General features: G+C 60.7%; 14 protein-coding genes. 4 read left to right on the top strand and 10 right to left on the bottom strand.

What is annotated here, in order from left to right; genetic code table 11:
- Positions 1-84 precede the first annotated feature (84 nt).
- From LAN70_08190 to LAN70_08155, 8 genes are all read right to left on the bottom strand, one after another.
- A complete protein-coding gene (locus LAN70_08190; protein MBZ5511137.1) occupies positions 85-489 on the bottom strand; it encodes a hypothetical protein in 405 nt (134 codons plus the stop codon).
- A 116-nt stretch (positions 490-605) separates the two neighbouring features.
- Positions 606-866, bottom strand: coding sequence for a hypothetical protein (locus LAN70_08185; protein MBZ5511136.1), 261 nt, complete (start codon positions 864-866; stop codon positions 606-608).
- A complete protein-coding gene (locus LAN70_08180; GenBank protein ID MBZ5511135.1) occupies positions 866-1198 on the bottom strand; it encodes a cytochrome C oxidase subunit IV family protein in 333 nt (110 codons plus the stop codon). The genes LAN70_08185 and LAN70_08180 overlap by 1 nt, the downstream gene beginning before the upstream one ends.
- Positions 1199-1206: 8 nt before the next feature.
- Positions 1207-1833, bottom strand: coding sequence for a cytochrome c oxidase subunit 3 (locus LAN70_08175; GenBank protein MBZ5511134.1), 627 nt, complete (start codon positions 1831-1833; stop codon positions 1207-1209).
- 16 nt (positions 1834-1849) lie between these two features.
- Positions 1850-2620 carry a cytochrome c oxidase subunit 3 gene (locus LAN70_08170; GenBank protein MBZ5511133.1) on the bottom strand — a complete coding sequence of 257 codons (771 nt, stop codon included), beginning with the start codon at positions 2618-2620 and terminating at the stop codon, positions 1850-1852.
- Positions 2621-2630: 10 nt separating this feature from the next.
- A complete protein-coding gene (locus tag LAN70_08165; GenBank protein MBZ5511132.1) occupies positions 2631-4349 on the bottom strand; it encodes a cbb3-type cytochrome c oxidase subunit I in 1719 nt (572 codons plus the stop codon).
- 55 nt (positions 4350-4404) lie between these two features.
- Positions 4405-5211, bottom strand: a complete 807-nt coding sequence (gene coxB / locus LAN70_08160) for a cytochrome c oxidase subunit II (GenBank protein MBZ5511131.1) — start codon at positions 5209-5211, stop codon at positions 4405-4407.
- A 230-nt stretch (positions 5212-5441) separates the two neighbouring features.
- Positions 5442-6455 carry a radical SAM protein gene (locus tag LAN70_08155; protein ID MBZ5511130.1) on the bottom strand — a complete coding sequence of 338 codons (1014 nt, stop codon included), beginning with the start codon at positions 6453-6455 and terminating at the stop codon, positions 5442-5444.
- Positions 6456-6796: 341 nt separating this feature from the next.
- Here LAN70_08155 and LAN70_08150 point away from each other — a divergent pair, with 341 nt between their 5' ends.
- The 4 genes from LAN70_08150 to LAN70_08135 all read left to right on the top strand — a co-directional run bounded on the left by LAN70_08150 (position 6797) and on the right by LAN70_08135 (position 10094).
- Positions 6797-7387, top strand: a complete 591-nt coding sequence (locus tag LAN70_08150; GenBank protein ID MBZ5511129.1) for a class I SAM-dependent methyltransferase — start codon at positions 6797-6799, stop codon at positions 7385-7387.
- Positions 7388-7491: 104 nt separating this feature from the next.
- Positions 7492-7995 carry a PaaI family thioesterase gene (locus tag LAN70_08145; protein MBZ5511128.1) on the top strand — a complete coding sequence of 168 codons (504 nt, stop codon included), beginning with the start codon at positions 7492-7494 and terminating at the stop codon, positions 7993-7995.
- Positions 7996-8108: 113 nt separating this feature from the next.
- Entirely contained in the window at positions 8109-9065 is a 957-nt protein-coding gene (pdxS, locus tag LAN70_08140; protein MBZ5511127.1) for a pyridoxal 5'-phosphate synthase lyase subunit PdxS, read from the top strand.
- A gap of 672 nt (positions 9066-9737) precedes the next feature.
- A complete protein-coding gene (locus LAN70_08135) occupies positions 9738-10094 on the top strand; it encodes an STAS domain-containing protein (GenBank protein ID MBZ5511126.1) in 357 nt (118 codons plus the stop codon).
- A gap of 3 nt (positions 10095-10097) precedes the next feature.
- Here the strand turns inward: LAN70_08135 and LAN70_08130 are convergent, their stop codons facing one another.
- Together LAN70_08130 and LAN70_08125 are read right to left on the bottom strand one after the other, a co-directional pair.
- Positions 10098-11750 carry a diguanylate cyclase gene (locus LAN70_08130; protein MBZ5511125.1) on the bottom strand — a complete coding sequence of 551 codons (1653 nt, stop codon included), beginning with the start codon at positions 11748-11750 and terminating at the stop codon, positions 10098-10100.
- 326 nt (positions 11751-12076) lie between these two features.
- A complete protein-coding gene (locus LAN70_08125; protein MBZ5511124.1) occupies positions 12077-12304 on the bottom strand; it encodes a hypothetical protein in 228 nt (75 codons plus the stop codon).
- Positions 12305-12325 lie beyond the last annotated feature (21 nt).

Below are 12325 nucleotides of genomic sequence, written 5' to 3'. Positions count from 1 at the left end.
CGCCTTGTGCTCAAACCGGAGCAAGCTGCCAGTGACTACTGAGACGGTTCGCAAGATGGCACTCATTTGGACGCGGACGGCACTTTACGTCGTTGTGTTACCGGGGAAGTTTTCGACGTAAGTTGGCGCACCTTGAAGTTGCAGACGCACATCGGTGCCGCGCACCACTATGGGGTCATCGCATTTCGGTCTCAGGGTTAGCTGAATCGTTCCTCTTCGGTCTAACGGAATCGGAATGATGTTCTCGCTGGACTCGTCGTCCATTTCCAGCGTCCCGTCGTTCAAGTCCGCTGGCCATTCGGCGATCTCGCCTTCAACGGTTCCATTGCCGAAGATGAGTATCACGTCTTGTGACCAGCCGGTTCCGGCGTCCACCCCCGGCGTGCCTTCGCTCTTGTGGATGTAGGCGTCAAACCGGAGTTCGAGCGCATCGCCCCGTTTAGCGATGGAAGTGAGATACGAGTCGTGAATTTCGATTGCGCTGTTCATTCGTTGTGAGTGTGGCGCATAGCACACCGGTCACATTGTAGTGAGCCGGTGTGATTGGCGATAACAGCCGCATGAGGAGGATGTCAACCGACCAATTCCTGATTGCCGCGACAGACCTAAGAATTTTCGTGCCGCTGCTGCTCGGACTCGAGGACGTCTTGTGCATGCGGATGGCGGTTGTAGCGGAAGGCAAATCCCACCAGGCCGAGCATCATCCCGATGGGCGGCAGCAGCAGGGTAAGTACGCCGCGGGTGATCGCCGTCTGCCCGTTGGTGCTGGCGCCTTTGGCCGAGGTATAGCACATGGCGCACTGCCCAAACGCCGGGGCAGCAGCAAGGGCGAGCAGCAACGCGAGGCGGCACAACCGCGACTTCATCACTTTACTCCCAGGTGGAGGATGCGGAATGCGTCCGGGAAAAAGACGCACATCAGGACCAGGCAAACGCACAGCGAGGCCATCATCAGGCGCCGCATGCGCGTGACTTCATAGCGCATGTGCATGAACCAGGAAATGATCAGTGCCGCCTTGACGATGGAAAGGGCCAGCAGGATGGACAACATCCGCACCGGCTGCAGTCTTTCGTAGGCCAGTAAGACCTCGACCGCGGTGATGGCCAGCAGCACGCCCCAGACAATGTAAAACGGCTTGTGGCTGTGCGCCCGGTGCTCCAGCGCCACGCGTTGACCGGTGATTACGTCGGTGCTCATGCCGTCTCCTACACAATCCTGGTGGACATCAGGTACACCAGCGGGAAGATAAACATCCAGACCAGGTCAACGAAGTGCCAGTACAAACCGCTGGTCTCGATATCGTTGGAAGAAAATTTCTTACCCATGGAGCGCAGTACCATGACTCCGAGCACCACCACGCCGATGGTGACGTGCAGCATGTGCAGTCCAGTGAGGGTGAAAAAGGTGCCGCCGAATTGAGGCGCGCCCCAGGGATTCTTGCCGGGCGTCATGCCTTCGTTGATCAGGCCGATCCACTCGCGGACGTGCAGCACGACGAACATGATGCCGCAGAACATGGTGGCCAGCAGCCAGCGGATGGCGCCTTTGCGGTTACCGTAGCTGGAGGCGGAAACGGCCAGCACCATGGTGAGGGAACTGGTGAGCAGGAACCCGGTCATGACCGTGGCATTGATGATGCTGGCGCTGTGAAACGGCGTCGGCCAGGTCGGGTTGGAAATGCGGCCGTAGCTGTAGGCAAACAGCAGCGCCCCGAAGGTGAGCGAATCGGAAAGGATGAACAACCACATCCCGATCTTGTTGGAATAGGTCTGGAACAGCGAAGGCTCGAACTCGGTGTGCCCTACGGGCTGTCCCACTGCAACATCGGCCATGTTTTCAACCCTCAGATCACGCCGCGAATTTCAGCAGCGCAAAGATGTATAGCCACAGAAGCGCCATGAAGTGCCAGTACCAGGCGGTGACGTCGACCACGATGCGCCGCCGTTCCAGCGGACGCGAGCCGAACCCCGCCGTCAGCGCGTACAGCAAGGCCACCACGCCTCCGAACAGGTGGATGGCGTGCACGCCGGTCAAAACGTAAAAGAACGAGTTGCTGGGGTTGTTGGCGACATAGAAGCCGCGCCGCCCCAATTCATGCCACGCCAGCAACTGCCCGGCCAGAAATCCGAGCCCCAGCAACACCGTGATCGGCAGCCAGGGAACGCCGCGCGCTTCATCCTTGGCGATGCCCGGCATTTCGATAATCGGCGCGACGGCCGCCTGTGCGAAGGCCGCGCGGCGCGCCATCTCGATGGTGAGGCTGCTGGCCAGCAACAGGCAGGTATTCAGAATCAGCAGGCCCATCGGGAGGCTGAGCGGTTTCCAATCGGTGACGAAGGCGTTGGCCGACGGATCATACGAGCCTAGTCCCTGGCGCACGACGTAGGCGCTGGTAAAAGAGACGAACAGCATCACCACGGCCACCAGACCGACCATCAGTCCAAGGCGGTAGCGTCGCAGGCGCTCGCCGAAATCGGGATAGCTTTCGTCGCGTCCGCCGCCGCCACCTCCGCCACCAGTGCCGGGGAAACGACTGACCGGCGGTTGTCCGCCGCCGCCGAGCTTGGGCGTCGCGGCGGCCTTCTCGCGAATTTTCAGTGTCGGACTCAAACTTCCCATAACCCCAACTTCAATGCGAGCTGCTGACGTGCGCCGGATCGGTCTGCATGATGTAGTCGCGCGCCGCGCCGGGCACGCCGTACTCGTACGGCCCGTTGTTCACCACCGGAATGTGGCCGCCGAAATTGTCGTGCGGCGGCGGGGAGGGAATGGTCCACTCCAGGGTGGTCGCCTCCCAGGGATTGATCTCCGCCTTCGCCCCCTTGAACATGCTCCAGAACAAGTTGATCAGGAACACGAACTGGACGCTGATAGTGATGATCGCCGCGAAGGTGATGAACTTCTCCAGCCCCCAGAACTGGTGCAGGTACGCCACCTCGGTCAACTGCGAGTAGCGCCGCGGCCGTCCCGCCATCCCTTCGTAGTGCATGGGGAAGAAGATGGCGTAGGCGCCGATAAACGTGATCCAGAAGTGGAGGTAGCCGAGCTTGCTGTTCATCATCCGCCCGAACATCTTGGGGAACCAGTAATAGGTTGCGGCAAAGATGCCGAAGATGGCGGCCACGCCCATGATGAGGTGGAAGTGCGCCACCACGAAGAAAGTGTCGTGCAGCGGAATGTCGAGCGCCGGCTGCGCCAGGAACGGGCCGCTGAGGCCGCCCGACACGAACAGCGAAACGAAGCCGATGGCGAACATCATGGGCACGGTGAAGCGAATGCGGCCCTTCCACAAGGTGCCGAGCCAGTTGAACGTTTTGATGGCCGAGGGCACGCCGATGGCAATGGTCATCATGCTGAACGCCATCGCCGAGTACGGGCTCATGCCGCTCATGAACATGTGATGGCCCCAGACGAAGAACCCGAGCATGCCGATGGCGAGCATGGCGTAGACCATCGCCTTGTATCCGAAGATGGGCTTGCGCGAGAAGGTCGAGAGTATCTGCGAGGCGACGCCCATGCCCGGCAGGATGGCGATGTAAACCTCGGGATGCCCGAAGAACCAGAACAGGTGCTGCCACAGCAGCGGCGAGCCGCCCTGGTGCTTGATCATTTCGCCGCTGACCACCAAGCCGCCGGGCACGAAGAAACTGGTGCCGACATTGCGGTCCAGCAGCAATAGGATGCCCGCGGCCAGCAGCACGCCGAACGCCAGCAGGCCGAGGATGGCGGTGACGAACCAGGACCACACGGTGAGCGGCAGCCGCATCATGGTCATGCCGCGGGCACGCAGGTCGAGGGTGGTGGTGATGAAGTTGAGCGCGCCCAGCAGGGAAGCGATGCAGAACAGCGCGATGCTGACGATCCATAAATCTTCGCCCAGGCCTTGTCCCGGCCCGGCGGAGGGAATCGCGCTGAGCGGCGCGTAGTTGGTCCATCCCGATATCGGCGCTCCGCCCTCGACTATGAACGCGGCAATGATCGCCACGAATCCCAGGAAGGTGGTCCAGAACGACAGCATGTTGAGGATGGGGAACGCCATGTCGGGCGCGCCGATCTGGATGGGCAGCATGTAGTTGCCGAAACCGCCCTGCGGCGCCGTGGTGAGCACGAAGAACACCATGATGGTGCCGTGCATGGTCAACAGCGCCAGGTAAGTTTCCGGCTTGATGTTCAAGCCCAGCACCTTCGCCGCCGGCCACACCAGGTGAATGCGCATCAGCAGCGAAAGATACATGCCGACGAAAACCGACGTCAGCGCCAGAAAGTAATACTGCAGCCCGATGACCTTGTGGTCGGTGCTGAAAATGTATTTGCGGATGAAGCTGGTCGGGGCGGGATGCACGTGCATTCCACCGCGCCCGTTTCCGCCTGCTTGAATGGGAAGTTGGGAATTATCCATGTTGTTATTGCTTCTCCGCCTCGCGCTGTGCCGTCCAGGCGTCAAATTCCTTCTGGCTGACCACCTTGAGGATGCCGTGCATCTTGTAGTGCCCCAGGCCGCAGAGTTCGGCGCAGGCAATCTCGTAATCGCCCACCTTGTCGGGGGTGAAGTGCATGTGGATCATCAGGCCGGGAACGGCGTCCTGCTTGAAGCGCATGGAGGGAACAAAGAAACTGTGGATGACGTCCTGGGCGCGCAAGGTCAGGTCGACCTCGCGGTTCACCGGCAGGTACATGGTGCCGGTGACGAAATCGTCCTTGGAAGCGGAGTCGGTGGAATCCAGTCCCACGGCCGCTTCGCCGCCCGCCGAGGCGTCAATCAGTTCCGGCTTGGTGCGGCCGTACTTGCCGTCGGGCCCGGGATAGCGGAAATACCAGGCGAATTGCAGCCCGGTGACCTCGACCTTTACGGAGTCGTTTTTCGCCGGTTCGAAGCGCTCCGCTGCCCACAGGTGCGAGCCCGCGATCGCCAGCCCGAAAAACAGGATCGCGGTAAGCGTGGTCCACACCACTTCGAGCTTGGTGTTGCCATGCGAATAGGTGGCCGCGGCCGCTCCCGGGCGCTCGCGGTATTTCCACGCGAACAGTCCCAGGCCCGCCTGCGCCGCGACGAACACGATGCCCATGGCGATCAGCGTGTGTTGAAATTGGGCGTCAAGGGCGGGTCCGCTCAGCGACGCTGCCGCCGGCCACCACCAGGTCTTGGCCACGAAGAAGTAGGAACCAACAAAGGTGAGGAACCAGATCACAACCAGAAGCGCAAGGCCCATCCTCAACTGCCCCCGTGCTGAGAATTGACTTTCCGAGCGGAACGCCCACCCCACGGGCGCTTCCACGGATCGCCGCGCACTATATCACACCCACCAGTGATGCTGCACACATCCCTAAGTGACGCAAAATATTTCGCGCGGAGGCGCTGAAAAACTCAGCGGCGTGCACAAAAAAGGCCGGAGCTTTTGCCCCGGCCAACTGAAACTGAAACTCGAAACTGAAACTGCTCTTACGCTTCCGCCATCTGCGGCCGACCGCTCCAGCCGTGCAGGCCCTGCTTCAGAATCCAGCGCACGACGTTGCGGTTGTTGTAGTAGTACCCGAGCACGTACTGGCAGGTGGAGAGGCAGTGCGAGTTGCACACCTTCTTCATCTCATCGAGTTCATGGTTGTTGAACTTCGGCTCCCAGATCTTGCCCCAGTCCGTCTTGGCCGAATACATGGGGAAGCAAGGGGCGAGAGTGCCGTCGGTGCGGATGACGCAGGAGTTGTGCCCGGCGCGGCAGTTCCAGGGATAGGTGACGCCGCGCATGAAGTCCTTCATCTTGCGCAGGTGATCCTTGGAGTTGACCATGATGTAGCCTTGCGCGTTCTTCTCGATCAGCCAGTCGAGCACCTCGTCCACCGCCGGCCAGTCGTCGGGGCGGATGTAGGTGACGTTCTCGTTGAGGTGCTGGAAATGGGGCTGCTCGATATAGGGCGGCTCGTTGATGTGCACGTCGCTGGAGATGCCGTTGTCGTGGGCGATCTCGGTGAGCTGCTTGACGTCGTCCAGGTTGTGCCGGCACATGTTGGTGTTGAACACGATCATGTAGCCGTACTTGCGCTGCTGCTTGACGAGATACTTGAACTGCTTCTCGATGCGCTTGAAATTTTTCGCCAGGCCGGGCTTCTCGTCGATGGAGTCCACCGCGAGATTGATGGCGGCTACGCCGCGGTCGCCGACCTTGTCGATGAAATCCTCGTTCATGAGGATGCCATTGGTCGGCAGGTAGACGAAGAAGCCGTTCTTGGTGCCGTAGTCCACTACCTTGAGGATGAAGTCGCGGCGCAGCAGGGGCTCGCCGCCCATGATGGCGATGACGCGGCAGCCGACGTCTTTCAGCCAGTCGATGGAGCGGATGGCCGTCTCCTCGGTCATCCCCTTGACCTTGTTGTTGAAGGCCCAGCAGTAGTGGCAGTCCACGTTGCACTTCCACTCGGTGAACAGGTACGACAGCAACGGACGGAATTTGTCGGGCATCACACGCGATTGAGCGTACGGCACAAACCAGCGCCGAAATGCGCGCACAAAGTTATTCGCGTGATAACTTCCGGTCTGTAACTCCGGCATCGAGCCTCCTAGCAAGAGTTCGGTCCTGCAGGGAACCCCACAGTACCCTGAAAACAGGTAGCATAACGCAATTGATGTAGCGTAAACCACGAAATGCCGCAGGCTCACCGGAGCAGCAGCGTAGTGCGATCCTGATGAGTTGAACGGCGCGATGGCGCACCGAACGGCACGACGTGTCGCAACTTGGCGCTTGAGTGGGTAGCGTATGCTTCCAGATTGCAGCGCGCCACGTCGGCGGAGGGAGGGTCACAATGCGGGACAGCGTACAGGAAGACGAGAGACAGGATTGGAACCGGCGCTACCAGGAAGAGTCGCACGCCACCTTTGAGCCCGACCCTTTTCTGCTCAATGCCTATGACGACTACATCCAGCCAACGTTTGCCAAAGGCGGCAGCGCGCTGGACATCGCCGGCGGCATGGGCCGACATGCCATCTGGCTGGCCGAGCTGCGCTGGAAGGTCTCGGTGGTGGACATCTCCGAAGTCGCATTCGAGAAGGCGCAGCGCAAGGCCGAAGAACGCGGCGTCAAGATCAACTTCCTGGTCCGCGACCTGCGCTCCTTCGATCCCGGCGAGGAAAAATACGATCTCGTCCTGGTGTTTTTTTACCTGCAACGCGATCTGTATCCCGCGCTGGTGAAGGCGCTGAAGCCCGGCGGTTTGCTGGTCTATAAAACCTACACGGAAGAACACAAAACGAAACACGCCAAGACGGTTCGGCATCCCGAATACTACCTGCAGGAAAACGAACTGCTGCACACTTTCCTGCGCTTGCGGGTGCTCCATTACCGGGAAACCGTGGAAGAAAAGGGCGTGGCGGAATTGGTGGCGCAGAAGAAGTAATCGGTGATCGGTTGTCGGTCATCGGTTGATCGCTTGCCGAAAACTGAAAACCCATAACTGAAAACGTTTTTGCGCCTACGCTCCTGCCGTGGCATCTTGTGGATATGGGCAAGCCGCGCCACGTCCACGGTCACGTACATCACCGGCATCCGATCCTGAAGAAACACCCCGCGCTGCGCAAGAACTACTGCTTCGGGTGCGGCAAAGACAACGCCGAAGGCATGCGCCTGAAGTTCGTGCATGACGAGGCGGCGAAGCGGTTCGTGGCGCATTTCCGGCTAGGCCGGCGCTTTACCGGCCCGCCGCGGCACGCGCACGGCGGGATTATTGCCGCCATCCTGGATGAGGCGATGTCGAAACCGTCGAAGTTGCGCAACGTGCTGGCGCCGACGGTGGAGTTGGCGGTCCGGTATCTCAAGCCGGTGCCGCTGGGCGAGCGGCTGACGGCGGCGGGCTGGGAGGTGCGCGTGCGCGGACACGTTCACCTGAGGGCCGCCGAAATCCGCAATCAGCGGGGCGAGTTGCTGGCGACCGGCCGCGGCAAATTCAAAGCCGTGGATGTCGACCGCATGATGCAGAAATTCCTGAGCAAGCGAAACCGCGGGTAATCGGAAGCGTGCAGCGGCCGTGGTCGCGACCATGTAAAATGGAGTGTTGCAGCAGACGTCCAAATGCGTCTGTGCGCCTGCGAAGCGGCGGCGGCGCGCGAAGTGAGGGAAGCATGTCGGAAAACAATGGCAGCAGCGGCTTGCGCCTGAAGACCGGTCTGGCGGAGATGCTGAAGGGCGGCGTGATCATGGACGTGATGAGCGCCGCCCAGGCGGAAGTGGCGGAAAAGGCCGGCGCGGTCGCGGTCATGGCCCTGGAGCGCGTTCCCGCGATGATTCGAGCCACCGGCGGCGTGGCGCGCATGGCCAATCCAAAACTGATCCGCGAGATCATGGACTGCGTGTCCATTCCGGTGATGGCCAAGTGCCGCATCGGGCACTTCGCCGAAGCGCAGGTTTTGCAGGAACTCGGGGTGGACTACATCGACGAATCGGAAGTGCTCACGCCGGCCGATGAGGCCCATCACGTGGACAAGCACGCCTTCACCGTACCGTTCGTTTGCGGCGCGCGCAACCTGGGCGAAGCGCTGCGGCGGATCGGCGAGGGCGCCGCCCTGATCCGCACCAAGGGGGAAGCCGGCACGGGCGACGTGGTGCACGCGGTGAAGCACATGCGCCAGATCATGACCGAGATGCGCCAACTTACCGTCATGGGTGACGATGAGCTGTCGGCCGCGGCCAAGAATCTGCAAGCGCCCTACGAACTGGTGCGCCTGGTGGCCAAAGCAGGGAAGCTGCCGGTGCCGAATTTCTCCGCCGGCGGAATTGCCACCCCGGCCGACGCGGCGCTGATGATGCAGCTCGGCGCGGAAAGCGTGTTCGTAGGATCGGGGATCTTCATGAAGGACGGCACCACGCCGCTGGAAGTAGGTTACGAGAATGGCCGACTCAAGAACCCCGAGGAGCGCGAAGATGCGGAATTGCGCGCCCAGTCGATCGTGATCGCGACCACGCACTTCAACGACGCGAAAGTCGTGCTCGAGGCCAGCACCCAGGCGAAGAGCGCGATGAAGGGCCTGGCGGTAGCGGCATTGGAGGAATCGCAGTTGCTGCAGACGCGGGGCTGGTAAAGGAGGCTCAAGGCTTCAGGCTCCAGGCCTCAGCAGCCCAGGACAAGCTCAAACAGGCTCCCGGTTATCCGGGAGCCTATTTGTTTGAGTTGGCGATGCTACGGAATGCCTGCGAGCACCAGCGAGTTGCCAAGAACTGATTGCTGAGCGCAAAAAAAAGAGCACCGGATTGCTCCGGTGCTCCCTGGCTCGTACCCTCCCCCAGGTACTTCGCCAAACCTGTGATCGGGACTGGATTCCTCTCCAAAATTCAACAGGACTACTTGGGTAGAAGCACTTCGGCAACCAATGCTGCCGAAAGAACATACTCCGCCAACACAGAAGATGTAACTGTAAGCAAGCAAAGTAGTTATGCAAGAGCCGGTAAACCGGCACCTGACTTCATGGAGGCGCTGATTCGGCGCAATGGGTTGCGATTAACACAAATTGTCATCCCGGAATGCCGCAAATTGATACGCAAGCAGGAACCAGCGCGTCCTTGACGGCAAAATCAAAGCGCCGGATTGCTCCGGGGCTCCTGGTCGTACCTTGCCCAGCTACTTCGCCAAACCTGCGGAAAACGTCGGCGCGCAGTGACACGATCTGCCGGGCCGGGGCCGGGCAGGATTTCGGTGCTAAACTGGCGGCCAGGTCGCGTGGGGAAACACATCCTGATTCGGAGTGGAGGCGCACATGTCATCGCGTGCAGGGGAATTTACGCATCGGCTGCGGCTTCGAACCACAAGCGCCGAGGACGCCATTGTGATCCGCTGCGCTGGACGCCTGACATCCGAGCACACCGAGCAGCTGCGTGAGGAATTCATGCGCGTGCTGCCGGGCACGAGACGGATCGTGCTCGATCTCAGCGATCTCCGTCATGTGGACAGCACGGGGCTCGGCAGCCTGGTACGGCTCTATGTGTCCGCCAAATCCGCAAACTGCGATCTTCAACTCGTGAACCTGAGCCAGCGCGTCAAGGAGTTGCTGGGCTTGACCAACCTGCTGTCGATGTTCACCGCGTGCGGGCAGTACTTGACGAAGCTACCGTGAAGTTTAAGGAAGAGTCGAAATCGCGGTAGCCGGCCCGGCCGGCTGCAATTCGGTTAGCGGCGCCATGGCGCGAGGGAAATAGACGGTGACGGTTGTGCCGCGGTTGAGTTCACTATCCACGGCGATGTAGCTGCCGGTTTGCTTGACGACGCCGTAAACGATCGCCAACCCCAGGCCGGTGCCCTGATTCTCTCCCTTGGTGGTAAAGAACGGCTCGAAGATGTGCGCCTTGACGTGCTCATCCATGCCGATGCCGGTGTCGGCAATAGCAAGGCTGACGTAGGAGCCGGGACGCGACCCGGGATGGGCGCGCACGAAGGCGTCGTCGAGTTCGACATTGGCGGTGCGCAGGGTGACGTCTCCGCCGTCGGGCATGGCATCGCGGGCGTTCACGATTAAATTGAGCACGACCTGTTCGACCTGGGTGGGATCGGCCCGGGTCACGCCCAGGTCGGCGGCAATCTGGAATGACAGAAGATAGCGCTTGCCGAGCAAGGCGCGAATCATGGTCTCCATGCCGAGCACCAGTTTGCTGAGATCGACACGGCGGTCCGGTTGCGGCTGCTGCTTGCGGCTGAACGACAGCAACTGGCGCGTCAAGGTAGCGGCGCGTTGTGCGGCCCGGTCAATTTCCTCGACCTTGTCGCGCAGTGCGTCGCCGGCTGGGATGTAGTCGAGCAACAGCTCGCTGTAGCCACGGATGATGGTCAACAGATTATTGAAATCGTGGGCCACGCCGCCGGTCATCTGCCCGACGGTGACCAGCTTCTGCTGCTGCGCCATTTCCGCTTCGGCGGCGCGCACCTGCTTCTCGGCATTGCGCGTTTTCTTGTCGGAGTACAGAGCGCGGTCGGCGCGATTCAGCAGGTCGGCCGCGGTTTCGCCTCCCTTGAACTCCGCCCAGCCGGCGGCAAAGGTGATGGAAATTTTTTCGCCGGCGTGCTCGAAATACAAATCGCGCAGGTGCAGCAGGGCTCTGGGCACGCGGTCCGCGGTACACTCCGGCAGCAGTACCATGAATTCGTCCCCGCCCATGCGCACCGGAAGGTCGGAGGAGCGGAAGCAGCGTCTCAGTTGCCGCGAAAATTCCTGCAGCGCGGCATCCCCGGCGGCATGACCATAGCGGTCGTTGATCGCCTTGAAATCGTTGAGATCCAGCATCAGCGCCGTCAGCGCATATCCCTGGCGCGACGCGCGGGCAATTTCAACCGGCATGTGCTCTTTCGCGAAACGCCGGTTGTACAGCTCGGTAAGGGGGTCAATCACGGCGAGCCGCTCGAAGGTTTCAGCCCGCGTTTCCAACGCAGCCATCTCCGCCAGTTGGGAGGCGAGTTGCTGCCGAAGGCGCTTGATCAAGACCTGCTGGTAGACGACGGATATGCTGAACAGCAGCACCAGCCCGAACAGTCCGCGAACGGCGGTGTCCAGATCGAACCAGTAGAACGGATTATCTTCGTGGAGGATGCCGGGAAAGCTCAGAGAGAAAATCGCGAAGGTGAGCAGCAACATGACCAGGACGGTGGCCCCCCAGAGCCACCAATCCTGGCGTTCCAGCCGGCGCAAGCGAAATCGAATGTCGTCGAAACTGACAGCGCGGGCATTGCCCGCCGCGCCCGCGGCCGCAATCCCGCTATCAGGTTCCGGTTTAGTCTGCAACGCGCACCCTCAGTTGCGGCAATATAACCCTAATGTCGCCCAACATGGCAGGATTTAAGGGGTTAGCAGGTAAGATTCGTTCCTGCCTTAGGCCCAGGCCAAAAAGGGGAACTTATGGAGGGCCACCCGGGAACGTAATTCTTTCCGTCCCGTCGGCAAAAGCTACCAATCCGGCGCTGTGCATGCCCTTGTAAGCCGCCTGTTTTCAGTGGAGGAGGGATGGCATCGGGGGTGCTTTAAGACACGGCAGACGAAGTGGCGCGCAATAGGGGCGCTCTTGAGAATAACTTTCGGCCAGAGAGTTTCTTGAGCGCCCCTTTGCATTTCTAGGCCGAAGCGAGCTCTTCTCCCAGGTCAATGCCGGCGCGGCGGAGCAGGGCGGCCACTACGTTTTGCTGCAATCGAGTCGCGTCGTATTCCACCCGGACTGTCTTCTCCTTCTCGTTGAACAGAATGCGCCGGATACCGTAAACGTTGCGGAGGCTGTCGATGGCGCGCATTTCCATCGGCCCGGGTACATTTCCATAACGGTAGGCGACCTCAACCGCGGTCATGGCTGTTCTTGCCTCGTATCA

The organism is Terriglobia bacterium, assembly GCA_020072845.1.
GTDB lineage: Bacteria > Acidobacteriota > Terriglobia > Terriglobales > Acidobacteriaceae > JAIQGF01.
Note: the sequence above shows the minus strand (reverse complement) of the source record. Positions and strands in the feature narration are given on the sequence as shown.

Bases quoted from the DNA above. Each gene is read 5' to 3' on its own strand.
- LAN70_08190 (MBZ5511137.1), bottom strand. From the start codon at position 489: ATGAACAGCGCAATCGAAATTCACGACTCGTATCTCACTTCCATCGCT.
- LAN70_08185 (MBZ5511136.1), bottom strand. From the start codon at position 866: ATGAAGTCGCGGTTGTGCCGCCTCGCGTTGCTGCTCGCCCTTGCTGCT.
- LAN70_08180 (MBZ5511135.1), bottom strand. From the start codon at position 1,198: ATGAGCACCGACGTAATCACCGGTCAACGCGTGGCGCTGGAGCACCGG.
- LAN70_08175 (MBZ5511134.1), bottom strand. From the start codon at position 1,833: ATGGCCGATGTTGCAGTGGGACAGCCCGTAGGGCACACCGAGTTCGAG.
- LAN70_08170 (MBZ5511133.1), bottom strand. From the start codon at position 2,620: ATGGGAAGTTTGAGTCCGACACTGAAAATTCGCGAGAAGGCCGCCGCG.
- LAN70_08165 (MBZ5511132.1), bottom strand. From the start codon at position 4,349: ATGCACGTGCATCCCGCCCCGACCAGCTTCATCCGCAAATACATTTTC.
- coxB (MBZ5511131.1), bottom strand. From the start codon at position 5,211: ATGGGCCTTGCGCTTCTGGTTGTGATCTGGTTCCTCACCTTTGTTGGT.
- LAN70_08155 (MBZ5511130.1), bottom strand. From the start codon at position 6,455: ATGCCCGACAAATTCCGTCCGTTGCTGTCGTACCTGTTCACCGAGTGG.
- LAN70_08150 (MBZ5511129.1), top strand. From the start codon at position 6,797: ATGCGGGACAGCGTACAGGAAGACGAGAGACAGGATTGGAACCGGCGC.
- LAN70_08145 (MBZ5511128.1), top strand. From the start codon at position 7,492: ATGGGCAAGCCGCGCCACGTCCACGGTCACGTACATCACCGGCATCCG.
- pdxS (MBZ5511127.1), top strand. From the start codon at position 8,109: ATGTCGGAAAACAATGGCAGCAGCGGCTTGCGCCTGAAGACCGGTCTG.
- LAN70_08135 (MBZ5511126.1), top strand. From the start codon at position 9,738: ATGTCATCGCGTGCAGGGGAATTTACGCATCGGCTGCGGCTTCGAACC.
- LAN70_08125 (MBZ5511124.1), bottom strand. From the start codon at position 12,304: ATGACCGCGGTTGAGGTCGCCTACCGTTATGGAAATGTACCCGGGCCG.